At 40.1% G+C, this 24,346-nt stretch carries 17 protein-coding genes and 1 pseudogene; 9 read left to right on the top strand and 9 right to left on the bottom strand.

The annotated features are described in order from the left end of the window. Positions 1-83 precede the first annotated feature (83 nt). A complete protein-coding gene (locus tag C511_RS0105380; protein WP_027317902.1) occupies positions 84-4,109 on the bottom strand; it encodes a hybrid sensor histidine kinase/response regulator transcription factor in 4,026 nt (1,341 codons plus the stop codon). Positions 4,110-4,376: 267 nt separating this feature from the next. Between C511_RS0105380 and C511_RS0105385 the strand changes: the two genes are divergently transcribed. The 4 genes and pseudogenes from C511_RS0105385 to C511_RS18625 all read left to right on the top strand — a co-directional run bounded on the left by C511_RS0105385 (position 4,377) and on the right by C511_RS18625 (position 10,645). Next, positions 4,377-6,902: a glycoside hydrolase family 9 protein gene (locus C511_RS0105385; protein ID WP_024996356.1), complete on the top strand. Its 2,526-nt coding sequence runs from the start codon at positions 4,377-4,379 to the stop codon at positions 6,900-6,902. Positions 6,903-6,946: 44 nt separating this feature from the next. Next, complete coding sequence (locus tag C511_RS16260) at positions 6,947-8,071, top strand: alpha/beta hydrolase-fold protein (RefSeq protein WP_051260458.1); 1,125 nt, start codon at positions 6,947-6,949, stop codon at positions 8,069-8,071. 54 nt (positions 8,072-8,125) lie between these two features. Then, positions 8,126-9,400 (top strand): annotated as a pseudogene (locus tag C511_RS18620) (family 43 glycosylhydrolase); the annotation flags it as partial. After that, entirely contained in the window at positions 9,401-10,645 is a 1,245-nt protein-coding gene (locus C511_RS18625; RefSeq protein ID WP_439709030.1) for a glycosyl hydrolase family 8, read from the top strand. It abuts the pseudogene before it with no gap. A 63-nt stretch (positions 10,646-10,708) separates the two neighbouring features. Here C511_RS18625 and C511_RS0105400 read toward each other — a convergent pair whose 3' ends face one another. After that, on the bottom strand, positions 10,709-11,671 hold the full coding sequence (locus tag C511_RS0105400) for a glycoside hydrolase family 43 protein (protein ID WP_226992483.1): 963 nt from the start codon (positions 11,669-11,671) through the stop codon (positions 10,709-10,711). 490 nt (positions 11,672-12,161) lie between these two features. Here C511_RS0105400 and C511_RS0105405 point away from each other — a divergent pair, with 490 nt between their 5' ends. Next, positions 12,162-12,653, top strand: coding sequence for a pyridoxamine 5'-phosphate oxidase family protein (locus C511_RS0105405; protein ID WP_024996353.1), 492 nt, complete (start codon positions 12,162-12,164; stop codon positions 12,651-12,653). A gap of 21 nt (positions 12,654-12,674) precedes the next feature. On the opposite strand, the gene C511_RS0105410 is transcribed toward C511_RS0105405, so the two are convergent. Then, a complete protein-coding gene (locus C511_RS0105410) occupies positions 12,675-13,103 on the bottom strand; it encodes a DUF3788 family protein (RefSeq protein ID WP_024996352.1) in 429 nt (142 codons plus the stop codon). Positions 13,104-13,245: 142 nt separating this feature from the next. Here C511_RS0105410 and C511_RS17800 point away from each other — a divergent pair, with 142 nt between their 5' ends. The 4 genes from C511_RS17800 (at position 13,246) to rsgA (ending at position 18,220) form a co-directional block, all read left to right on the top strand. Further along, positions 13,246-13,407 carry a hypothetical protein gene (locus C511_RS17800; protein WP_161625896.1) on the top strand — a complete coding sequence of 54 codons (162 nt, stop codon included), beginning with the start codon at positions 13,246-13,248 and terminating at the stop codon, positions 13,405-13,407. A 303-nt stretch (positions 13,408-13,710) separates the two neighbouring features. After that, positions 13,711-16,155, top strand: coding sequence for a glycoside hydrolase family 95 protein (locus tag C511_RS0105420; RefSeq protein ID WP_024996350.1), 2,445 nt, complete (start codon positions 13,711-13,713; stop codon positions 16,153-16,155). Between the two features lie 215 nt (positions 16,156-16,370). Then, entirely contained in the window at positions 16,371-17,144 is a 774-nt protein-coding gene (locus C511_RS0105425; protein WP_024996349.1) for a class I SAM-dependent methyltransferase, read from the top strand. 14 nt (positions 17,145-17,158) lie between these two features. Further along, positions 17,159-18,220 (top strand): ribosome small subunit-dependent GTPase A, encoded by a 1,062-nt coding sequence (rsgA, locus tag C511_RS0105430; protein WP_024996348.1) that lies wholly within the window; start codon positions 17,159-17,161, stop codon positions 18,218-18,220. An 88-nt stretch (positions 18,221-18,308) separates the two neighbouring features. On the opposite strand, the gene C511_RS0105435 is transcribed toward rsgA, so the two are convergent. The 6 genes from C511_RS0105435 to C511_RS18175 form a co-directional block, all read right to left on the bottom strand. Next, positions 18,309-19,172 carry a glycine betaine ABC transporter substrate-binding protein gene (locus tag C511_RS0105435; protein WP_024996347.1) on the bottom strand — a complete coding sequence of 288 codons (864 nt, stop codon included), beginning with the start codon at positions 19,170-19,172 and terminating at the stop codon, positions 18,309-18,311. A 22-nt stretch (positions 19,173-19,194) separates the two neighbouring features. Further along, positions 19,195-20,013 (bottom strand): ABC transporter permease, encoded by an 819-nt coding sequence (locus tag C511_RS0105440; RefSeq protein WP_024996346.1) that lies wholly within the window; start codon positions 20,011-20,013, stop codon positions 19,195-19,197. Next, a complete protein-coding gene (locus C511_RS0105445; protein WP_024996345.1) occupies positions 20,010-21,236 on the bottom strand; it encodes a quaternary amine ABC transporter ATP-binding protein in 1,227 nt (408 codons plus the stop codon). The genes C511_RS0105440 and C511_RS0105445 overlap by 4 nt, the downstream gene beginning before the upstream one ends. Before the next feature lie 26 nt (positions 21,237-21,262). After that, positions 21,263-22,405, bottom strand: a complete 1,143-nt coding sequence (locus C511_RS0105450; RefSeq protein ID WP_024996344.1) for a hypothetical protein — start codon at positions 22,403-22,405, stop codon at positions 21,263-21,265. Between the two features lie 595 nt (positions 22,406-23,000). Beyond that, entirely contained in the window at positions 23,001-23,945 is a 945-nt protein-coding gene (locus C511_RS0105455; protein ID WP_024996343.1) for an AraC family transcriptional regulator, read from the bottom strand. A gap of 199 nt (positions 23,946-24,144) precedes the next feature. Next, positions 24,145-24,346: hypothetical protein (locus tag C511_RS18175; RefSeq protein WP_027317904.1), on the bottom strand; the 202-nt coding region annotated here is incomplete at its 5' end.

Here is a 24,346-nt window from a genome sequence, read left to right on the forward strand (position 1 = left end):
TTAATTTAAAGGTTAAAACATAATATATTATTTGTGCTTTTTATACTTGGCCTGCACTGTCTGTGAAGATCGTGCAGGTTTTTCTATTTCAGGTGCTCTTCCATATATTTTGTTGGAGGAACACCGTAAAGCTCTTTGAAAGCAGTTGAGAAAATAGTGGGATTCGCAAAACCAGTTAAGTCAGATATTTCTGCCATCGTATAACGCTTTTGAGTAAGTAAAATGGCAGCTTGCTTTAAGCGGGTATTGCGAATGAAATCTCTAGTAGTCTGATTGGTAAGCTCTTTGAGTTTACGATGCAAATGTACTCTACTTATGCCAATCTCACTTGCAATTAATTCTACTGTTAGATTAGGATTACTTAAGTTCTTATTAATCGCATTCATAACACGCTCCATCAATTTTTCGTCGGGAGACTGTAACTTAATCTCCTCCATCTTATCTTCGTGATCTTGATTACCACTGAAAGTATTGCGCAATCTTTCTCGGCTATTGATCAGGTTTTGTACTGTTTTTCTGAGAATTTCAATATGGAAAGGTTTAGTCAGATAAGCATCTGCACCAACTTCCAAGCCTTCAATATTATCTTCTTCTCTTGTTTTTGCAGTCAGCAAAATAATGGGAATATGGTTTAAATTTACATTTTGTTTTATTTTCTTACATAGTGTCAAACCGTCCATTTCAGGCATCATTATATCACTGATGACTACATCCGGTTTGCGTTTGAAAAGCATATCCAAAGCTTCTTTTCCGTTACAGCTTTCCAATATGTGATAATCGGCAAAAAGTTCTTGCTTGATGTATCTGCGAATTTCTTCATCATCTTCTACTATCAATACGCGATATTTTGTTTTTTTGCGAACTTTGAGTTCTTCTTCATTTCCACTCTCTTCTATAGCTGGTATTGTCTCCGCAGGTGTATATGCGAGCTCATTATCAGTAGAATTATCTAGCTCTTCTTGTTTTAAATGGCTGCAACCCATAGGCAGGCGAATGACAAAGCGGCTACCAATACCTTCCGGATTGTTTTCTGCGTGAATATGTCCGTGATGTAATTCAACTAATGAGCGAGTAAGGTGCAGGCCAATACCTGTGCCTATGTTTGAGTTATTTAAATGATTGCGTATTTGATAGAATCGTTCAAATATGTGCTCAATTTCTTCTGGTGCAATTCCGATACCTGTGTCGGCAATTATAATTTCGGCATAATTACTTAAAGTAGTTTCTGTATCTTCGCTATGGCCAGATTTGAGGTGTATATCAACACGTCCACCTTCCGGAGTAAATTTAAAGGCATTTGAAAGAATGTTTAAGATCACTTTATCAAAGTTTGTAGGATCAATCCATAAACCAAATGTATCGAAAGCCTCATGATGAAAGGTTAATGAAATATGTTTGTTGACTGTTTGCCCAGCAAAAGTATTGCATAGCTCCTGAATGAATGCCACCATATCTATTTCTCGAAACATAAGAGACATTTGTCCTTTATCAATTTTACGGATATCCATTAACTGATTGATGAGTCGAAGAATGCGTTCCGCATTTCTATAAATCGTATGATATGTTTTCTGTCTTGAAGGATCGCCGTCAGTAGAGATCAGTTTCTGAAGAGGACTAATAATAAGGGACATTGGCGTGCGAATTTCATGTGAAATATTCATGAAAAATTGCAATTTGGCTTCGTTGATTTGCTCTGCATGGATGTGTTGTAACATTTCTTGTTTGGTGCGGTATCGATGTTTGGCTTGCACTATAATAAACCAGATTGTTCCGCCCGTCAACAAAGCATAAATAAGTTTGGCCCACCAAGAAGCCCACCAGGCCGGATGAATATATATTGTGATTTCTTTCACGTCTGAATCGACCATGTAATCTTGTACTTTCACCTTGAAGTGATAGGTTCCTGGCGACAGATTACTGAATGAGACTCTATTATTACCAATTGGTAAACTAACCCAATTGTTATCATTCATTGCATATAAATAAGTTATACGCTCGGGATTATTCATTTCTAGTGTGGAGAATTCTATAGTGAATGAATTATCATTGTGCGAAAGGTCAAATCTTGTGGCTTCAAATACCGGTTCATTAATAATTTCTCTTCCTCCGGATAAAACACCTTGTCTTACCGGTTGATTATGTAAATAGAAGTCAGTGATGCGTATATTCCACTTTTTGGCGGGGTTAGTAATCTCTTGAGGGTTGAAATAGGTAATGCCATCTGTTCCTCCAAACCAGATTATTCCATTAGCGTCTTTGAATGAGGCGTTCTTACTAAATTCATTCCCCTGCAATCCATCACCTACAAAATAATTGATAAATTTATGGCTGCTTCGGTTATACTGTGAAATGCCGGCATTTGTACTTATCCATAAATTATCTTGTTCATCGCCAACAATAGCGTAGACAGCATCACTGGGTAGCCCATTCTCTGTGGTGGATGTTACTAATTGTTGATTCTTTGGATTCCAACTAGATAATCCATCGGATGTTCCTATCCAAATAATGCCCTTTTTATCTTCGTAAATGGAAAATACGATGCGACGAGTAAGCACCTTTTTAGTTATAAACTCATCTGAGTTTAAGTTGATGCAATATACACCATCGTAAGTGCCTGTGTAGAGTTTATTGTCCTTAGAATAAAGCAAACAGTTAATCCATTTGTTATTCTTGTTGGCTTTTTCGGGATACTTTAGTTTGTTCGTTTTGAGCTCATAATAGTACAGACCAGCTCCCATAGTAGCTATCCAAAGCCTTTTATTTTTGTCTTCAACAAAATCATATACACGTTGAACTCTATTCCCTTCTTGATCCAGTAGCTCTTTTAAATAAATGCAACGGCCTGTTTCACGATCAAGTCTGCACATTCCTTTAGTAAAAGAACCGATCCACATATTTCGTTCGGAATCTTCATAGAGTCCGAATACAGTAGACGGTACATTCTCTTCACTATCTGTATCTGCCGGATAGAAATGTTTTTTTTGTTTTAGTTCTTGTGTAATACCATATATGCCATCATTGTCTGTCCCTACCCACAAGGTACCTTCATGGTCACGGCAAAGAGACGTGACACTATTTGAACCGATGATATTTTTATCTATGGCCTTATTTCCAATATACTTGAAACTATTAGGTTGTGCGGGAATCATCATTACCCCTTTTTGATAGATGGCGAGCCAGAAATTACCGGTATTGTCTTTTAGAATAGAGTGTACTTTTGATTTGTTGGAATCAAAATAACTATTGTCAAATGGTGCATCCGTTATCTTCTGCTGTTTAATGTTATACACTTTCATTCCTTTCCCATCTGTTCCAATGTATAACTCATTTTGGTTGTCCGGGTATAGCGATTTTATAGGTAAGTTCTGTTTTCCTTTGTATGGAATGGGTTTAAATGAATCACTTAATTGATCATATACAAAAAGCCCTTTACCCATTGTACCTACATATATATTGCCATTCAGATCTTCGCAGAAATCAACGATCGTTATTCCCTTTTCATCTTTTAAATAATGAGTCACTTTCTTCTTATCCGATATTTTGTATATGCCATTTTCTCCTTTAGTTATCCATATATTCCGCTTTTTATCTTCAATCATATAATCTGTTGAGGTGGTAGCTATGGGCAAATTGAGCATTTTCACAACCAGTTTTTCTTTCTTTATAATCAGTTTACATAAAATATTTCCTGATACCCATATTTCTCCATTTTGTCGTTCTAAAATGGCAATAATGTTGCTGTCAAACAGATCCCCGTTTTCCCATCTGGCTTGCGGTGTAAAACGATCAGTTGCCGGATCGTACATTTGAATACCAGTATAAGTACCGATAATCAGGTTTCCTTTACTGTCTTCAAACAGCGTGCGAACATAGTTGTGACAGAGTGAATGCTCGTCATCCTTCTTGTGTTTGTAAACGGTAAATTTGACTCCATCGTATTTGTTCAGTCCATCTTCGGTGGCAATCCATATCATACCATTTCTATCTTGATATATTTTGTTGATCAAGCTGCTTGACAATTTACTATTCGTGGTGAACAATTGGCACGACTGACCAAAAGTAGTGATTGAAAAGAATAGAATAAAGAAGATACTTAATGTGTTTCTCATATTGATAATACTGTTTGTTACTGCAAAATTAAGCATATTTTCAAATAAAAAAAGGATTGTCTCTGCTAATGTAACAGAGAAACCGTATGTTGTAACATCTTCAAAAGGTTATGTAACATAATGTGGCTGATAAGTCGAAACAGTACACTAATATTGTTGCTGTAAAGAATGGAAGAAGAACACATTTATTTCCTGCCCATTCATTTACTTAAATTGCCATAACCATAGGTCAGTAAACTAATTGTGTTATATAATACTTAATCTAATATGAAGATCAACAGATGTCAAATACGTCTTTTTACTATCGGATTTATTGGTTACATAGTATTAAGTGGATTTCAGAAAGAGACAGTCTACATGAAGGAAAATCACTTGATAGTGAATGATTCTGACTATTTTGAGACGCGTGGATTAAACTATTTTGTTTTCAGTAACATATATGATGCTACTTTCGATGATTCGAAAATCAGTGCTGTTGAGATCATACATCATGGAATTCGTACCGCAACGAATGGTGACGTGCGATTGAATCCCACTCCCGGACAATGGGATAAGCTGCCTCGATTCATTGATCGTAAGGTTGATCAAAAAAATAAGAGAATTGAGGTTTCATTAAGCTACCTAGAATATGCATTTGATTATAAATTGGTTGCAGAAGCTAAGGATGGAGGCCTATATCTTAGCGTATATACGGAGAAAGCATTACCTGATAAATTGTGTGGCATTGCCGGACTTAATCTCGAATTTGTGCCTCCAGTGTTTTGGGGACACTCATACATACTTGATGACATACACGGTTTGTTTCCAACTTCTCCGGCAGATTTCATGACCACTATTCAAGGAATTGTGGAGCCGGAACCGATAGCAACCGGTCGCAAAATAGAAATAGCGCCCGATGATCCTGAAAAACACGTGTCTATACGTACAACAGATGGTAATACCCTCATGTTATTTGACGGACGTAACAAACAACAAAATGGAAATTTTGTGGTTCGAACATTGCTTCCGGGAAAGAAGACGGGAAAAATTGCCGAATGGTTTATTCAGGCTGAAACGGATACCCAGTGGATACGCAAACCGCTTGTTGCTTATTCTCAGGTGGGATATCATCCGGCTCAAAAGAAGATGGCTGTAATTGAACTGGATAAAAATGATGAAGTACTGCATGAAATAACATTGTTGAAAGTAGGCAGCGACGGAAGGCTGACGAAGGTATTATCGGCAATGCCTGTAGATTGGGGAATCTATACCCGTTATAAGTATAAACAATTTGATTTTACTGCGATAAATGAACCGGGTATCTATGTTTTGGAATATGACAAACTGCGTACCGCTCCTTTTCCCATTGGAAAAAATGTATTTCAAAAAGCATGGTTCCCCACGTTAGACGTATTCTTTCCTGTCCAAATGGATCACATGTGTGTTCGAGAAGCCTATCGAATCTGGCATGGAGCGCCACATCTCGACGATGCCTTGCAAGCACCCCTTAACCGTAATCATTGGGATGGATGGCACCAAGGACCTACTACCGACAATAAATATAAGCCGCTGGAACACATTGAAGGTTTAAATGTAGGAGGGTGGTTTGATGCGGGCGACTTTGACATCCAAACACCTTCTCAGCAATCTGTAGTTCAGACTTTTGCAGATCTTTGGTCAGACTTTAGAGTTTCTCGTGATCAAACAAGTATTAATCAACAGACCCGTTACACAGAAATACATGTTCCCGATGGTAAACCTGATTTGTTGCAGCAATTGGAACACGGAGTTTTGCAACTAATAGGACAGGTTAATGCTGTAGGATATGCGATACCCGGCATTACCGAGTCACATTTGTATCAGTACAGACATTTGGGTGATGCAGTGAATAAAACGGATAATAAGGTATATAATGCTAATTTAGATAGTTTGCAAACCGACGGACCAACCAGCGGTACCTTTGATGATCGTTGGGCATTTACTAATAGAAATCCGTATCTGAATTACGGTACAGCTATTTCTTTGGCAGCTGCAGCCCGTTGTTTGAAAGAGTATAATCCACAATTAAGCATGGAAGCCTCCAGAGTCGCTCAGTTTATTTGGAAAGACGAACATTCGCGTCCCACTCCCGAAAAGATTGAATTTGGTGGGCGGAGTTTTAATAGTGCTGATTTTATGAATAGCGTGGAATGCAGAGCCGCTTTTGAGCTTTGGCGTACAGTAGGTGATACTGTCTATAAAAACAGAATGCAAAAACTATTCCCGATTCTTTTGACGCAATTTGATAGAAACGTTTCTGTCATTGCAAGAATATTACCTTTTCTGGATAATCAGATAAAGAAACAGGTGGAACCTATGGTGCAAACGTATGTCAAACAAGTGACAGAACAAAACAAAGAAAACCCGTTTGGAGTTCAAATCAGTCGTTTCTCTTGGGCGGGAAATCACGGAATTGTTCAAGAAGCCATTAACGCTTACCAACTTCATCTGCTATATCCTGATATCGTTAAACCAGATTTGATTTACCGAAGCCTTGATTATCTTTTCGGATGTCATCCTTTTCATAATCTTTCGTTTGTGTCGGGTGTTGGAGCGCAGCCCAAGAAAGTGGCATACGGCAATAACCGGGCCGATTATTCCTTTATTCCCGGTGGAGTTGTGCCCGGAATACGTATTGTAAAGCCCGACTTTCCTGAAAACAGAGATGATTATCCCTTCTTGTGGAGCGAAAACGAATACGTTATCGATTTGGCGGCCAGCTATATTTATTTGGTGAATGCAGCAGATCATCTATTAAACAATAGCGGCAAATAGTTATGCAGTCTATTTTATAAATTATACCAAACTCAAAATTAAGTATGGAAAAAAGATTCATTCTTTTAGTGACGTTTCTCTCGGTGGTCATGATTGCTATGGCTCAACCTGTTTCTGACAGTGATACTTCAGGGAGTGTACGTTCAGAGTATTGTGTCAGAGGTGCACAATACCCTCGGATTACACCGGAACATCGTGCCCAGTTTAAAGTCGTAGCCCCTGAAGCTAAATTGGTGCAAATTGATTTGGGCAAAAAATACGATTTGGTTCGTAACGAAAAAGGTGAGTGGTTGGGTACCACTGAACCGTTAGGCCCGGGCTTTCATTATTACTTTCTCATTGTTGATGGCGTACGTGTGGCCGATCCTTCCAGTGAGTCTTTCTATGGTTGCAGTATGCACACCAGTGGCATAGAGATACCTTATGCCAAAGATGTGCTTCAATATGAACTGGCCGATATACCTCACGGCGAAGTTCGTATGAAGAGATATTTTTCTAAAACGGCCAATGCCTGGAGACGCATGTTTGTTTATACTCCTCCCTGCTACGAAAAGAGCGAAAAGGAGTATCCGGTGCTGTATCTTCAACACGGTGGCGGTGAAGATGAAAGAGGATGGGTGTTGCAAGGTCGTACCGATATCATTCTCGACAACCTTATTGCTCAACAGAAAGCAGTTCCTATGGTCATTGTAATGTGCGATGGTAATTCTCAAGACTTCACGGCGGAACTTTTAAATGATTGTATTCCTTTTGTAGAAGAAAACTATCGCGTGAAGAAAGATCGCTCTCATCGTGCTTTAGCCGGACTTTCCATGGGAGGTATTCACACATTAAATACCGCTATTCCTCACCCTGAACTATTTGCTTATGTTGGTGTATTTAGCTCCGGATGGTGGGCGAAGGCTCCTATGCCCGGCTTAATGAAGATGGATACGGAAACATATTATTCACTTCTTCAGGAGAAAAAGGACGAGTATAATGCTAGTTTTAAAGAATTCTGGATATCCATGGGAGGGAAAGAAGACATTGCTTACGAAAACTGTCGGATCATGAGAGAACGTTTTGATAAGATTGGCATCAAATATACGTATTATGAAACCAATGGAGGACATACATGGCCTGTGTGGCGTGAAAGCCTTTATCAGTTTGCTCCGCTTTTATTTAAATAAAAAACCTTCTATATGAATACTAGAAAAATTTGGTTGACCTTTTTATTATGCCTGATGGTTCATTTGTCGGGAGCTCAGAATCCCATTATCCGGCATCAATTCTCGGCCGACCCTACGGCAAGAGTTTTTGACGGAAAAGTATATGTTTACCCGTCGCACGACATTCCCAGTCCCGTTGAACGGTTAAAGGAATGGTTTTGCATGGCAGATTATCACGTGTTTTCTTCCAACAATCTTGTTGATTGGGAAGATCACGGAGTTATTCTTAGTCAGGAAAATGTTCCTTGGGTGAATGCGGAGTCATATTCCATGTGGGCTCCCGACTGTGTCTTTGCCAACGGTAAATATTATTTCTATTTTCCAGCGTCTCCTAAAGGAGAAAATCAGCGAGGGTTCAAAGTTGGCGTAGCCGTTGCCGATAAACCTACCGGTCCTTTTACCCCATTGGCTGAACCGATTAAAGGCATAAATGGCATAGACCCTTGCGTGCTGATTGATAAAAATGGTGAGGCTTATATTTATTGGTCAGGAAGAGGAATGTATGTTGCGCGCTTGAAGAGCAACATGACAGAACTGGCTTCGGAACCTGTACAGATCAAAAATTTGCCCGAAGGTTTTATGGAAGGCCCTTTTGCCTTTGAAAGAAACGGAAAGTATTATTTCACTTTCCCGTGGGTGCAAGATAAAACCGAGACGTTGGCCTATGCCATGGGCGACAGTCCGATGGGACCGTTTGAATTCAAAGGGCTGATAATGGATCAGTCGGCCACGGGCTGCTGGACCAATCATCATTCTTTAGTAGAATACAACAAACAATGGTATTTGTTTTACCATCACAACGATTATTCTCCTGCTTTTGATAAGAATAGATCCGTACGCGTTGATTCTCTTTCTTTCAACGCCGATGGAACGATCAAGAAGGTAGTGCCTACTTTACGTGGAGTGGGAATCACTGCCGCAAGCAGTAAAATTCAATTAGACAGGTATAGTCAAATCAGCAACCAGGGTGCAGCGATTGCTTTCGTTGATGAAAACAATAAATTTGAAGGATGGAAAGCCGTCTTTACTAAGCCCGGAGCTTGGTTGCGATATAACAGAGTCGACTTTGGCGACGGTGGCTATCGAAAAATGCAAATGAGAGTAAACTCCTCTACCGGGGGTGTGGTTGAAATAAGAACGGCAGATAAAGCAGCCAAATTGCTTGCCAGTCTGGTTGTTCCGAAGTCCGACGGATGGATTGAAAAGGAGTATGATCTAAAACTAGCTTTACGAAACGTGCACGACTTATCAGTCAGTTTGAAAGGAGAAGGACAAGTTGAAATAGACTGGATGCGCTTTGGTCAAAACGCCGGTGAGTTTGCCTTACAAAGCAGGGCTTCCATAAAACCTTGGGAGCAGGGAGCCTTCGAAACCCGTAAATACCGAAATTTATTTGCTGAGGCCGGATACAAACAAGCCGATATTGATGCCAAATTAAAGTCGGTTTTCAATGACATTTTTTACGGGCCCAATAAAGTTTATTTTGAGACAAATGATTCAATGGCCTACATTAGTGATATAAAAAACCACGATGTGCGCACCGAAGGTATGTCTTACGGATTGATGATTGCCGTACAGTTTAACCGAAAAGATATTTTTGATCGTTTGTGGCGTTGGTGCAAAAAATATATGCAACACCAAGAAGGTCCGCTCGAAGGCTATTTCGCCTGGAGTTGCAAGACCGACGGCACGCGTAATGCTCAGGGACCGGCTTCCGATGGCGAGTTATATTACGTCACTTCGTTGATTTTCGCTTCCAACAGTTGGGGCAATGACTCGGACATTAATTACTTGGGAGAGGCACAACACATCCTCAACTGTTCCATGAAGAAAGACGGAACCAATCGGGTTATGCCTCTTATTAATATGGAGCACAAGTTAATAACCTTTGTTCCCGATACCTTTGGAGGACGATTTACCGACCCTTCTTATCATGTTCCTGCCTTTTATGAAGTGTGGGCCCGCTGGGCAAACGACGGAAGAGCCGACTTCTGGAGAGAATGTGCCGCGCGTAGCCGAGCATATTTGCATAAAAGTATTCATCCGGTAACGGGACTCAATCCCGATTACAACAACTACGATGGCAGCCTTCTTAACATGAAACGCGGAATTATAGGCGATGCTTTCCGCTTTGACTCGTGGCGTGTTCCGATGAACATCGCTTTGGATTATTCGTGGGCTTGTGCAGATAAAGAATGGCAGCAGGGTTACGGCAATAAAATTCAAAACTTCTTGTACAGTCAAGGTATTGATACATTTGTAGATCAATACAATGTAGATGGGACAACTGTTGCAGAAATACTAGACGCAGGAGGGTATAAACAGTTAAGACATTCTCTGGGACTGGTTGCCACTGCCGCAGCAGCTTCGCTGGTTACTACGCACACAAAGAGTTATGAGTTTGTTGATAAATTGTGGAATGCCAAACACGAACCTTACGAAGACGGGTATTTTGATGCCTACTACGATGGCTTGTTACGTTTGTTTGCTTTCATGCATTTGAGTGGAAACTACCGCATTATTTTCCCCCAATGAGTTTATGCATTAAGAGGTGAGCATTTGCCCACCTCTTAATCTATATATAACAAATATTGATCGTTACTTCTTGGCTACACCCTCTTTGGTTTGATTTACATAAATCATCTTACCATCGGGTGCATACTGCAATTCATCCACACACACACTGCGTCTTCCTATTGCTCCGGCACGTCCGTTAATGGTCAACGTAGCATTGTGATAAAACAAATACCATTTCTTATTAAATTCAATGATTCCCGGGTGAATCGTAAAGCTGTTTTCAGCCATTCCGGTTAGCTCACCTTGTGGAGTCCACGGGCCTTTCATGGAAGAAGCCGTAGCATAAGCAATGGTTTCCTTGCCTTTTCCCATTGAAGCGTAAGTGAGGTAATATATGTCGCCACGTTTGTGCAACCACGGTCCCTCAACATATCTGGGCACATTAATCACCTCAATATCACCATCCAGCTCAATCATGTTGCTTTTTAATTTGGCAAGAAAACAAGTTCCGTTGCCCCAGCATAACCACGCTTGCCCGTCATCATCAATCAGTACGGTAGGATCGATATCATTCCACCAGCCGCGTGCACCGTTTGAAGTCATATCATCGGTCACCAAAGGCTTGCCAATGGCATCAACAAAAGGACCGGTAGGACTATCGCTCACCGCAACTCCAACCGTTTTACTGTTATAAGGAGCACCTGCCTGAACGGTTGTATAATAATAGAACTTACCGTTTCTCTCCACTACCTGCGACGCCCAAGCTTCGCCCACTGCCCACTTAAAATCTGTCGGCTTCAAAACCGATCCGTGGTCCGTCCAGTTTTGCATATCGTCTGTTGAATAACAAAGCCATTCGGTAATGTTAAACTCCTGTCCGCCCGAGGCCGTATCTTGTCCGTCCCTATACTCATCGTGCCCTACGTATAAATAGAGTCGCCCGTTGTGTACCATCGGGGCAGGATCTGCCGTAAATTTGTTTTTAATTAAAGGATTGCCTGTGTTTTTAAATACAGGAAGACTGTTTTGTGCACTGCAACTCATCAATATGAGTATGGCATTGACTAGAAATAAGTTGATTCGTTTCATAAAATATTATGTTTATGGTTCACTGGAACAAATATAAGTTCTTTGTGATTCATAAACCCCTTTTGAATGATACGGATATGTTTGTACATGTAACATCCTGCCTTTTTTTATCCCATCAGACACTTTATCTCTTCGTTGACGCTGTGCTTATTCATTTTCTCACGCAAACTAAGTGATTTCTCCTTTATTGACAGTTCGTCCCCGCTACCCGTGACGAATGGCACCGCTAGCGGGGACGTAAGGCACCGCATGCTGTGACGAATGGTTTCCATACCTGTGACGAACTAATTATTAGGAGCAATCAACTTAGTTTGTGCTAAAAGAGAGAGTAGGGAATGCTTTATTTTTAAATAGGAAGTGCTGGGTAAAAGAAGAGATTGTATCTTTGCCGGGAATTTAAATCAGATGATTGGTCTAAAGATTGTTTCATTTTAAAATAGAATATATGTTCAGAGAGATGCGCCGTAAGAAACAGTTGTTGTCGACTGCCGACACAATAGCCGTACTAAACCGCATGACATCCGGAGTGCTGGCACTCTTGGGTGATAACGATTACCCGTATGCAGTGCCCATTAGCTATGTGTATCACGAAAATACCCTATACTTTCACAGTGCGTTGGCCGGTCACAAGGTCGATGCCATTGCTCAAAACAGCAAAGCCTCTTTTTGTGTCATTGAGCAAGACCAGATTGTGCCCGAAGAGTACACCACGTATTTCAGAAGCGCCATTGCCTTTGGAAAAATAAGCATGGTGAATGACGATGTTGAAAAACGAACAGCCATTGAACTACTGGCCGAAAAATATTCTCCGGCGCAGGAAGAAGGGCGTTTGAAGGAGATAGAAAAAGGATTTCATCACATGTGCGTGATCAAACTCGACATAGAACACCTAACCGGTAAAGAAGCCGTGGAACTGGTTCGTGCCGGTAGTAAATAAAAATAAGAAAGGATTATCGATTTATTTTAAGCTCTTCTTGAAATGAACCAAGGTCAGTAAATCGGTCATTGCTTCATCGTTATGCACATCAATAATCAGAGGAATTAATTTCCCTATGCTTTTGGCTTGTGCAAGTTGCTGTTTGAGAGAGTCGGCAATACTTAGCGCATCGATGCTTTCCAAGTGTTTTTCGGTGAAATAAAAGCTGGTTTTGAAATAGTGTACCCAAATGGAAAGCCAAAAAACGGTCTTCTTCTTGTTAACCACCTTGCAAAGCCATGCTTTTCCGTCGTTATAGTATCGCCATTCCATGGCTAAGCCGCTAGTTGGGGAGGTGATGTTTTGAACGAATCCCTGAAATAAATTGTAATTTGTTTCGCCCAAAGCGTTTCGCAATACTTCCTCGGAAGGAAATATATCGGGATCTCTTAATAACATTTGTGTTTCCATAAAGATGATTCTTTGTTTTTGACGTCCAAAGATAGTTTTTTTTCTATCAAATGATGTGGTTTTGCAATACATGTTTAATAGTGATTTGACACTGTGTGCCAAGAATAAAAGTCAGACATATAAAAAGAACATGAATCCCACAATGAGTGTAAAGAACACAACTCCTCAAGAATTATGGTCGAGTCAGCGCATTAGCAGTCTCGATGTGGATTATGACTTTTGGAACGCCAAGAGAGAGGTGATTCAATCATTTGCACAAATGAGTAAAAGTTGCATTTTTACAGTTGATGTTTTTAAAGGATGATATGACTTTGCGTCCGATAACTTTTCGCAGCTCTTTGGATACGATCCGCAATGCATCAGCAACATCCGGCAGGAAGGTGACTTGCTGGAGGAAAGAATTCACCCTGACGACCGGGCGCAATTGCTTGACTATCAGGTGTAACGCGGGCTATGCATCAATTGGTGCTGACTTATTGCGGCTCTCCTAGTTTATTTATTGGTTCTGTGTAACACAGACTAAGGTATATGTAACAGAACTCTTTTATGATGTGGATGATAAATCCCTATATTTGTACCACTTTATAATCTTGTTATCATTAAAATCATGAGAAAAATACATGTAATCGTCTTTTTGTTGTTTTTGGCTTTTGCCGCTCAGGCACAGAATTTAAAATTATGGTACAGCAAACCGGCACAACATTGGACTGAAGCTCTTCCTTTAGGGAATTCTCGTTTAGGAGTGATGGTTTTCGGGGGTGCCTCGCGTGAGGAACTTCAGTTGAACGAGGAGACGTTTTGGTCGGGCGGACCTTACAATAACAATAATCCGAAAGGACGTGAGGCGCTTCCTAAAGTGCGCGAACTCGTTTTCCAAAATAAATTTGTTGAGGCGCAAAAGGTGATTGATGAGAATTTCTTCACTCCACAACACGGAATGCGTTACCTGACTTTGGGCAGTCTCTTTATTCATCAACCCGGACACGAGCAGGCTCGTAACTATTACCGGGACTTAAATCTGGAGAATGCCACAGCCACTGTTCGCTATGAAGTGAATGGGGTTAATTATACTCGTACGGTGTTTTCTTCATTCTCGGATAATGTGATCATGGTTCGTCTGGAAGCAGATAAATCAAAGGCGTTGAGTTTTTCTCTTTCTTACGATTCTCCTTTGAAATCGGCCGTAACGGTGAAGGGGCGCAAACTGTTGGTTCGATGTGAGGGAGCAGAACATGAGGGGATTCCTGCCGCAATGCATGCCGAGTGCCGGGTTGAGGTTAAAACAGACGGTGTACAGAACACGGCCGATAAGCAGTTGGTCATTACGGATGCTACGACTGCTACGATATATATATCGGCCGCTACTAACTTTGTGAATTACCGTGATGTGAGTGCCGATGCTGCCAAACGAGCTGAGAATTATTTGAAAGCTGCTGTTCGTAAGCCTTACGAAACATCATTGGCGGCGCATGTTTCGCTTTATAAAAAGCAATTTGACAGGGTTTCTTTTTCTTTGCCTGCAACGGAACAGTCGCTGGCGGAAACGGATACGCGTGTGTTGAATTTCCACAAGGGGAATGATTTGAATCTGGCGGCTCTTCTGTTTCAGTACGGAAGGTATTTGTTGATTTCTTCTTCTCAACCGGGTGGACAGCCTGCTAATTTACAAGGAATTTGGAACAATAGTCCGTATGCACCGTGGGATAGTAAATATACGGTGAACATCAACGCGGAAATGAATTATTGGCCGGCGGAGGTAACAAACCTAAGCGAAACGCATGATCCTCTTTTTAAAATGATTGCCGAACTGGCCGTTGCAGGTAGTGAAACCGCCCGAGTTCTTTATGGTGCAAAAGGTTGGGTAACACATCATAATACGGACTTGTGGCGGGCCTGCGGCCCGGTTGACGGGGCTTTCTTTGGCATGTGGCCTAACGGTGGTGCTTGGCTTACGCAACATTTGTGGCAGCATTATCTGTTTACGGGCAACAAAGATTTTTTGAAGCAATATTATCCGGTATTTAAAGGTAGCGCTGATTTCTTTTTGAGCCATTTAGTGGAGCATCCTTCATACGGTTGGCTGGTGACGGCGCCTTCAATGTCGCCCGAGCACGGCTATCGTGGGGCCGGAACAACTATAACTGCCGGTTGTACAATGGATAATCAAATAGCTTTTGATGCTTTACATACAACGCTATTGGTATCGCGAATTCTTGGCGGTAGCAAAGCTTACGAAGATTCTCTGCTGAAGGTGATTGCCAAACTGCCTCCTATGCAGATTGGGCAATACAATCAATTACAGGAATGGTTAGTCGATGCAGATGATCCCAAAGACGATCATCGTCACATTTCTCATCTGTATGGCTTGTATCCTAGCAACCAAATCACTCCTAACGTAAGTCCTGAATTATTTCAGGCGGCGAGAAATACTTTATTGCAAAGGGGAGATATGGCTACCGGATGGAGCATCGGCTGGAAAATTAACTTTTGGGCTCGCATACTCGACGGCAATCATGCGTATCGCATCATTAAGAATATGCTGACATTGCTTCCGAGTGATGCCGTTGCAAGGCAATATCCCAACGGTCGTACGTATCCCAATTTATTTGATGCTCATCCGCCTTTTCAAATTGACGGGAACTTTGGTTATACGGCTGGTGTAGCCGAAATGTTATTGCAAAGTCACGATGGAGCTGTTCACCTTTTGCCTGCCTTGCCCGAAGAGTGGAGTGAGGGAAATGTAAAAGGACTTGTGGCGCGTGGTGGTTTTGTGGTCGACATGGATTGGAAAGGTGCTCAATTACAGAAAGCGATGGTACATTCACGATTGGGTGGTGTGCTTCGTATTCGGTCTTATGTTCCTTTAAAAGGTAATGGGTTGCAGGTTGCAACAGGCAGTTGTCCGAACTCGTTCTTGGTACCTGCCGATATCGCAAAACCTTTGATTTCGAAAGAAATCACGCCGCAACAGCCGGTCTTATACCGTACGTATGAATATGATCTGATGACGGAAGCCGGCAAAGATTATGAACTGAAGTGTGCAGCTCAATGAATGAGTGAATAAAAAATACAATTAAATATTATTTTTCAAAACTAATCAGTTATATTTGCAGCAACTAAAAAAAGTGGATGTTTAAATTTAATATGGATTTGGTGAAGTAAATAGCCTTGGCTTTTGCCAAGGTTATCCCTTAGGTTACTCCGGCATGTTTTGTCTGAGTTATTTTTGCGTACTTATATCATAACATTAATTTAAAATTAAACATCATGAATAATGATAGTAAATCAATTCACGAATTTGATTTCAACCTAATCTGCGAATATTTTTCTAGCCTCGAACGACAAGGACCTGGTAGTCCTGAGGTAACTGTCAAGGCGTTAAGTTTCATAGATAATCTTTCCGATAAATCTTGTATTGCCGATATCGGTTGTGGTTCCGGCGGACAAACAATGGTTTTGGCGCAACATACGGCAGGCCGATTAAAGGGTGTCGATTTGTTTCCTCTATTTATAGAATTATTTAATCAAAATGCATGCTTGTTAGGTTTGCAGAATCGGGTTCAGGGTGTTGTTGAATCGATGGATCAGCTCTCTTTCAAGGATGAAGAGTTGGATTTAATCTGGTCTGAAGGTGCCATTTATCATATTGGCTTTCAACGGGGACTGGCTGAATGGAAGCGTTTCCTGAAGACAGGGGGCTTTATTGCCGTAACTGAAGTTTCTTGGTTTACTGAGGAACGACCGTCTGAAATCAATGACTTCTGGTTAGATGCTTATCCGGAAATAGATACCATTCCGCGTAAAGTGGCTCAAATGCAGCAGACTGGTTATTTGCCTGTGGCAACGTTTGTTCTTCCGGAAAACTGTTGGACGGAGCATTTCTATGCACCGCAGGCCATTGCTCAGGAAAATTTTCTGAAGAAATACACAGGCAATAGCACAGTTGAGAGTCTTATAGCTTCTCAACGTCACGAAGCGCAACTTTTTGATAAGTACAAGGCTTATTATGGTTATGTGTTTTACATCGGAAAGAAACTTTAATCTGCTTTCAAACCATGGATAAGTTATCATTGTATGGCTGGAACGAAATTTTGTTCCGGCAAAAACAAATATCAGATTTTAGTAATCTGATGCATGGAAGGGTATCGGTGACTCATAAAACATGTTACGAGGTTGTTTCTGAAAGTGGAAATTTTCTTTGTGAGCTCACCGGTAACATGCTTTATAGTCGCGATCCGGTGGATTATCCTTGCACGGGTGATTGGGTTCTTTTTCAATCCATCGATTCTCAGAAGGGGATTATCTTTGATATGCTTCCTCGATGTAAAGCTCTTTATCGGTTGAAAAGCGGTCAGGCTTCTCAGAAACAGGCTATCGCTTCTCATATAGATAAGGCGTTTATTGTACAAAGTCTGGATGAACACTTTAACGTAAGAAGAATAGAGCGTTTTATGCTGCAACTTTCAGAGGAAGGCATTTTGCCGGCTTTAATTTTAACGAAAACAGATTTAGGCTATAATGCTGATGATTTTGAAAGCAGGCTAAGGCATGTCTCAACTAAGATTCCCGTGTTTTACACCAGTATTGAAATGCCTGAAACCATTGCTCGGTTGCGTGAGTTCATCTCTCTGGCTGAAACGGTTGTCTTTGTCGGAATGTCTGGTGTAGGAAAGAGCACTTTGATTAACGCGTTGTGCCAACAATCTATTCTGGCAACGGCAGAAATCAGCGAAGCAACAGGGAAGGGTAGACATACTTCCACGCGCCGTGAAATGGTTCTGATGGATTCTGGCGGAGTGTTGATAGATACTCCGGGCGTAAAACTGTTCGGGGTGACGAATGATAATTCAGATTCTCTTTCGGGCTTGTTGGGTCTCAATGATTTTGCTCGAGAATGTAAATATGCCGATTGCCAGCACATTAATGAAAAGGGATGTGCGGTGATCAAAGCAGTTGAAGAAGGCGAAATAGACCGGGGAGTTTATGAAAACTATCTGAAGCTACGTAAAGAGGCTTGGCATTATAATGCTTCTGTACATGAAAAAAGGAAATCAGAAAAATCGTTTTCAAAGAAGTTAAAGAAGGATATGAAACTTCTGAAGTCAAACAACGATTAATTGTTTCTATCTTATAAAGAAATGCCCTTCAGAAATACATGTTTTGTATTTTCTCGAAGGGCATTTTTTTAATGGAAGTCAGTAGACTTTACCGGATAGCGTCAGTTTGAGGAATCCAGCTGTTTATGAGTTGCCGATTTTCATTCATCCATTTGAGAGCGGCATCATCTTCATTGGTTTCAGTTTCATTCATGGCCGTCATTAATGAACTGATTTGTTCATCAGTAAATTTCATGTTACTTAGTAATTCACTGGCAAACGGATCTTTTTTGCTGAATCCTTTCCAGGCAATAACTTGTAGGGTTTCAGTTTCTCCATAGTTTTTTTTAGTATCTTCGAGAAACTTGAGTTTGAAACGATTGAACATCCAATGAGGCGTCCATCCCGTAACAACAATCCATTCCTTTTTCTGTATAGCTTTGTTTAGTGAGGCAGTCATAGCCGGACCGCTTGAGGTCATCAATTCAAAATCTAAATTATAGTTTTGAATAGCCTCTTCGGTGGCTTTCATGATTCCCGCTCCAGCGTCAATTCCTACAATCTTTCCTGAAAATTTATTTTTGTATTTATTCAGTTCTTCTATAGAACTTATTGATACATAATCGGGCACAACTAGTCCAATGCGTGCATTCTCATAGGTGGAACCAATTACTTCTAACTTATCTTGGTATTGATTCATGTAATCTTTGTGCGTAACTGGTAGCCATGTGTCTAGGAAAACATCCGCTTTCTTGCGTGAAAGTGATGCAAAAATAGGCGCAACATCTGCATTAAGCATTTCTACCTTATAACCTTGTTCTTCAAAAATGGCTTTTGCAAGATGAGTCATGGCAATGCCTTCGGCCCAATTAACATAGGTAAGACTAATTTTTTTTTCATTGTTGGAACTGCTACACGATGCCAAGCTTATAAGGCTGACTAGTACTAATGCTAAACTTTTAAATTTCTTCATAATTATTTTTTTTACGTGGTTCTTATTTCTTTTTTTGTGCAATCCCTTGTGTTATTCGGTCGAGTATGATGGCTAATATAACAACCCCGATTCCACCTTCAAATCCCAATCCTATTTTCATTTGGGTAATTCCCTTTAATACAACTTCACCCAAACCACCGGCCGAAATCATAGCTGCAATAACGACCATTGATAAAGACATCATGATGGTTTGATTTATTCCCGTAAGGATGGTAGGCAAAGCTAGTGGAAGCTGAACTTTAAATAGTTGTTGCCTTCGTGTGGCTCCAAATGAACGGGCGGCTTCTGTTACGCTTTTGGGAACTTGAAGAATTCCGAGCCCGGTAAGTCGTACCACTGGCGGCATAGCGAATATTATTGTGGCAAATGCTCCCGGTACTGTACCTAATCCAAAGAAGAGTACGGCTGGAATAAGATATACGAAAGCTGGCATTGTTTGCATGAAGTCGAGTATGGGACGCATTATTTTGTGGCAGCGGTTATTGTTAGCTGTCCATATTCCCAAAGGTATTCCCAATAATAAGGCTATGAACGAAGAGGATAGAACTAAAGCTAATGTTTCCATTGTTTCCTTCCAGAAGCCCATTCCATAAATTAGTAGTAGTCCTAATAGGGTAAATATTGAAGTTCCTTTGCCTGACTTGAACCAGGCTAGCAAAACGAATAAAGAGATCGTTATGTAAAAAGGTACGGCAAACAGTATCTCCTGAAAACCGCTAATAAATCCTCCGATGCCAATATTTAGTACATCGAAGAAAGGTGCAAAATGATCTGTGAGCCATTCAATGGCTGCTTCTATGTATTGTCCTATATGTATCATAATTCTATTGCATTTTGAATGATTTCGTTTATTTCTTTTTTATCTTTACCCGTTACTTCAATGATGAGCGATGACAAGGGAATGACACCTTGAAACTCTCGTTGTTCATTGACTACCCAGATGGGAGAATTGGTTTTTGTCATTAACGGCAAGATGTCTTCAACTACAGTGTCACTTAATACGGAATGAACTTCAGTTTGTATAACGGTATCAATAGAACGGACTCCTTCTTTTCTTAATTCAAGCAGATCATTCAGCAGAACTTCGCCTATCAATACTTCTTTGTCATCTACCACTGGCAAAGAAATGAGGTTTCTTTGGCGCATTTTACGAATTAAGACTTCTGGACCTTCTTTCTTAAAACGTGCTACCACGGGTTTGTCGATCATAATAGATGAAGCTGTGATGATTTTGGAACGATCTACATTCTCTACGAATCGTTCTACGTACTCATTGGCAGGTTCGGTTAATATTTCTTCTGAAGTTCCTACTTGAACTATTTCTCCGTCTTTCATGATAGCAATTCTATCACCTAATTTGATCGCTTCACTCAAGTCGTGAGTGATGAATATAATGGTTTTCTTCATTTTGGTTTGCAACTGAAGCAGTTCATCTTGCATCTGTACTCGTATCAATGGATCGAGAGCAGAGAAGGCTTCGTCCATCAGCAATACTTCCGGATTATTGGCTAAGGCACGGGCTAGTCCCACACGTTGCTGCATACCTCCTGACAGTTGACTTACTAGTTGATTTTCATATCCTATTAGTCCCACTTGCTGCATACAGTCCATTGCAGTTTTCTCACGCTCGTTTTTCTGAATACCCTGCAATTCGAGTCCAAATGCAATATTTTGTAATACTGTACGGTGTGGGAGCAATCCAAAATGCTGGAACACCATGGAGAGTTCTTTACGTCTGATTTCCAATAGCTCTTTGGAACTAACTTTTGATATGTCTGTACCATTGATGATAATTTCTCCAGAAGTAGGCCGTATTAAACGATTTAGGCATCGAAGTAAGGTGGATTTGCCGCTGCCCGATAAACCCATGATGACAAATATTTCACCTTCATGTATGGAGAGATTCGCATTGTTGACGGCAACAGTACAACCCGTTACTTTTAAAATCTCAGCTTTATTCTTGCCCTCTTGTAGCTTTTTTAGCGCTTTATTTTTATCTTTTCCGAAGATGAGATGAAGGCTTTTAATTTCTATTTTACTCATATTTTTTTCTTTTATAATTGGTTTCATTAAAAATAATAGCCGATGTTGACATTAAATCTAGTGTGCCATTTCTTTGAAGTTACTCCTTGGGCAAAAGCATCACTCCATTCATTGCCCAGCCAAGCATGGTTGCGGCCAAGTGCGTAGTCAATATAGGTGTAAATAGGCCCCATAGACAACATACAACCAGTTATATTTTGAAAACTGTCATTAAAATCGGCTTCTCGTTTATCTATCATACTAAAGTCATTATAAAACTGTATCTCATCTAGTATACCTTTATGTATGGGTAGAGTGTATGATAGTGAAGCTGAATATGTGTCGGCTTCAGATGCTATATTATAAGGTGCACCATACGCTGTTACACTTACTATTGTATTATTATCGCCATCTTTGTTCTGGGGACTTATTTTATAGTATGTGTATTGTGCCTTGAAATTCCAGTGCTTGTAGTCAATGGTGTAATGAGAGGCGAAAGCCTTATGTTCTCCCATTCTCTTGGTGTCGAGGTTGTAAAGCCCGCCCGTCATACCAGAAACTCCCAACTGTTGTTTCCAGATTGTTCCCCAATTGTATGTTATTCTTGCATTGAACTGATTTGCTTCTTTATTTCTTCCGGCAATATCATAAGCGTATCTGCTATCCGATATTTCTTTGTTTTCGCTATAATCAAGTAGGTCTGAGTTCTTAAAAAAGGCCAAGCTGATGTTCCATTTCCCTTTTTGGTAAACATATTTGAGTCCCATATCGGAATCATCTTCTAATCCTAGATAATAGTTAATATTAAAGAAGAAGTTGTTTGAAGTGTAAGGTAATATGCCGAACGGTACTTCCGTTAGTCCTACCTGAAATTGATGGCTTTTGTTAAAGTGATAGCCGACCCATCCGCTTTTAAGCATTCCGCCACCAGACGAAGTCGGGTAAAAACGATACTCTGCATTTAACTGTAGTTTTTTGTACACCACATTAGCGTTGAGGCGAAATACGTCGTAAGCGAAATCGCCCCCTTTATTTTTATTGTCTTCTTTCCAATTGGAATAATTATATTGAAAGCGTAGCGCACCACCTAATTTTACAGTAGGCTTTTCTTGTGCAAATATTTGTAGACTGATGTTTGTAATTGAAATGTGAATAAATAATAACCATACCAATTTTCCTTTTTGTTTCATGAGGTTTTTTTTACGGAGATGCTGTGGCAACTCGTTTATTAATAAAATAGATAAATTGTTTCTTGTAAGTAGAAACTTGCGATGAAAGAACGACAGGTGTCTTTAACCTGAAAGTATATTCTTTCGGTCCGAGATGTTTCGGTACATGTACTACAAGTGCCGATAACATTCTTTGGCTAATATAAATTAACCGATTGCTTTATTGTTGGAAAGATCCTTTCATGAAGGAATTATATGCATTAAGCAAACAATAATATAAGATTACTTCTTAAAAATAATAAACTAAGAAGAAGTAGTGTGCAGTAAAAGAAATCCAAGCTTAAGCAGCTTGCATACTGACTTTTATAGAATGAAGAATCTGTTTTAAATACATTGTAATTATGATAACCATGACTCTTTACAAATGCAAGTTTACGAAAATTATAAACGATACGCAAGTCTGTTAACGTTTATTTTGTATTTTTTGGAGCCTAAGGGTGAGTTGGACCTCGTTGCAATTAGTAGTTTGTAACTCTGCATTTAGGGCATAAATGTTAACTTTTGAGGTTTTTCATCTATGCCCTGTAGAATGTTGATTGTTCCCAAGGGGCCTTCTTTAGAGGAGTTTTACTGGAATGCAGATATCTACAATAAACTTGTGTTCGGGGTGCTTGTTGTAATCGTTGTGATACAACTCGTACGTGCAAGCATCATCGGGTTCATAACCGCTTTCTGTAAGCCATAAGCACATGGTATTCCATGCTTGTTCGAATTCAGTTTCTCTGATTTCGAAATGTCCAACCGCATACTTTCCTGTCTTAACAGTTGCTTTTCCGATTTCTCCTTCTACTTTTACATCTGTAGTAACAATAAGACTAGCATCTTGACGCACCTTTTCAATACTGGTTATTGCCGGATCATCGCGATAAACAGTAACTGTTTTAGTCTCAGGGGTAACAAGCCCCCGTGGAATAGCCCATTTAAATAACTTCTCATAGGCATGCCCGATTTGATTGAATGCTCCCATGTGGCGGCAATAAATCAATTGAAGTTCGGGCATTTGTTTAATCTCAATTTTCTTGTCCATCATAATTAATTCATTTAGTTCGACGTTGCAAAATTGCTCATTTACTTGCTGATTGTTTTTACCTATCTTGCTAAGCGCTTTGCAATTCTTGCTATATCTGATGCCGTTCTTAATGAATATTGCTTTTCCTTGCAGGCGAAACTCTTTGGCGTTTACACCAAAATATGCTTTAAATGATCTGCTGAAAGAAGATACATTATTGAATCCACATTGAAATGCGATGTCTGTGATAACCATCTTTTCATTGTCTTGTAATAGCTGAGCGGCTTTTTCGAGTTTGATTCGTGATAAAAAGTTGTTAGGTGTTTCACCCACAATACATGCAAAGATGCGATGAAAATGGTAAGGGGAAAAAGATGCGATGTCGGCCATTACCGATAAATCGATTGATTTGTCGATGTTTTGCCCGATATAGTCCATAACACGGTTGATTCGGGCTGTGTATTCTTGCTTGCTAAGTTCTTTATAATCCATTGCGTAGTGATTGATTGCAAAACTATAAAATATTTTTAGATGTTTTTTTGCATATCTTGCCATCTTTGTAATTTTCGTCATCTTTTTGTAGTATTACCTTTCTTTTCTTTTTGCCTTTATTTCCCCTCATATAATATAAGGTATGCCATTTCTTGGTATTTCCCTTCTACCCCCTTTCTTTGCATTTATTTTCATACTGTTATCCATTGATGCCTAGCACTTTAAGCCTTTTCGCTCCTTTCTTCTCTAAAAAAAGAGTATGATCTTCTTGTTTTGTATGGCAAAAGCTTCTACTTTTGCACCCGCTTTGCAAGAGAGACAAAGTGTTTTCTTGAAATGTTGATAAAGCGCCTGTAGGGTTCGACTTATGCGGTTTTACTTTTAAAAAAAAACTTCTCTGA

The organism is Bacteroides graminisolvens DSM 19988 = JCM 15093, from assembly GCF_000428125.1.
Lineage (GTDB): Bacteria > Bacteroidota > Bacteroidia > Bacteroidales > Bacteroidaceae > Bacteroides > Bacteroides graminisolvens.

What these genes read in the sequence shown, in the direction of transcription:
- C511_RS0105455 (WP_024996343.1), bottom strand. Translation starts at nt 23,945, where the DNA reads ATGGATTATAAAGAACTTAGCAAGCAAGAATACACAGCCCGAATCAAC.
- C511_RS17800 (WP_161625896.1), top strand. Translation starts at nt 13,246, where the DNA reads ATGAGTGTAAAGAACACAACTCCTCAAGAATTATGGTCGAGTCAGCGC.
- C511_RS0105410 (WP_024996352.1), bottom strand. Translation starts at nt 13,103, where the DNA reads ATGGAAACACAAATGTTATTAAGAGATCCCGATATATTTCCTTCCGAG.
- C511_RS0105450 (WP_024996344.1), bottom strand. Translation starts at nt 22,405, where the DNA reads ATGAAACAAAAAGGAAAATTGGTATGGTTATTATTTATTCACATTTCA.
- C511_RS16260 (WP_051260458.1), top strand. Translation starts at nt 6,947, where the DNA reads ATGGAAAAAAGATTCATTCTTTTAGTGACGTTTCTCTCGGTGGTCATG.
- C511_RS0105380 (WP_027317902.1), bottom strand. Translation starts at nt 4,109, where the DNA reads ATGAGAAACACATTAAGTATCTTCTTTATTCTATTCTTTTCAATCACT.
- C511_RS0105405 (WP_024996353.1), top strand. Translation starts at nt 12,162, where the DNA reads ATGTTCAGAGAGATGCGCCGTAAGAAACAGTTGTTGTCGACTGCCGAC.
- C511_RS18625 (WP_439709030.1), top strand. Translation starts at nt 9,401, where the DNA reads ATGCGCTTTGGTCAAAACGCCGGTGAGTTTGCCTTACAAAGCAGGGCT.
- rsgA (WP_024996348.1), top strand. Translation starts at nt 17,159, where the DNA reads ATGGATAAGTTATCATTGTATGGCTGGAACGAAATTTTGTTCCGGCAA.
- C511_RS0105440 (WP_024996346.1), bottom strand. Translation starts at nt 20,013, where the DNA reads ATGATACATATAGGACAATACATAGAAGCAGCCATTGAATGGCTCACA.
- C511_RS0105400 (WP_226992483.1), bottom strand. Translation starts at nt 11,671, where the DNA reads ATGAGTTGCAGTGCACAAAACAGTCTTCCTGTATTTAAAAACACAGGC.
- C511_RS0105445 (WP_024996345.1), bottom strand. Translation starts at nt 21,236, where the DNA reads ATGAGTAAAATAGAAATTAAAAGCCTTCATCTCATCTTCGGAAAAGAT.
- C511_RS0105435 (WP_024996347.1), bottom strand. Translation starts at nt 19,172, where the DNA reads ATGAAGAAATTTAAAAGTTTAGCATTAGTACTAGTCAGCCTTATAAGC.
- C511_RS0105385 (WP_024996356.1), top strand. Translation starts at nt 4,377, where the DNA reads ATGAAGATCAACAGATGTCAAATACGTCTTTTTACTATCGGATTTATT.
- C511_RS0105420 (WP_024996350.1), top strand. Translation starts at nt 13,711, where the DNA reads ATGAGAAAAATACATGTAATCGTCTTTTTGTTGTTTTTGGCTTTTGCC.
- C511_RS0105425 (WP_024996349.1), top strand. Translation starts at nt 16,371, where the DNA reads ATGAATAATGATAGTAAATCAATTCACGAATTTGATTTCAACCTAATC.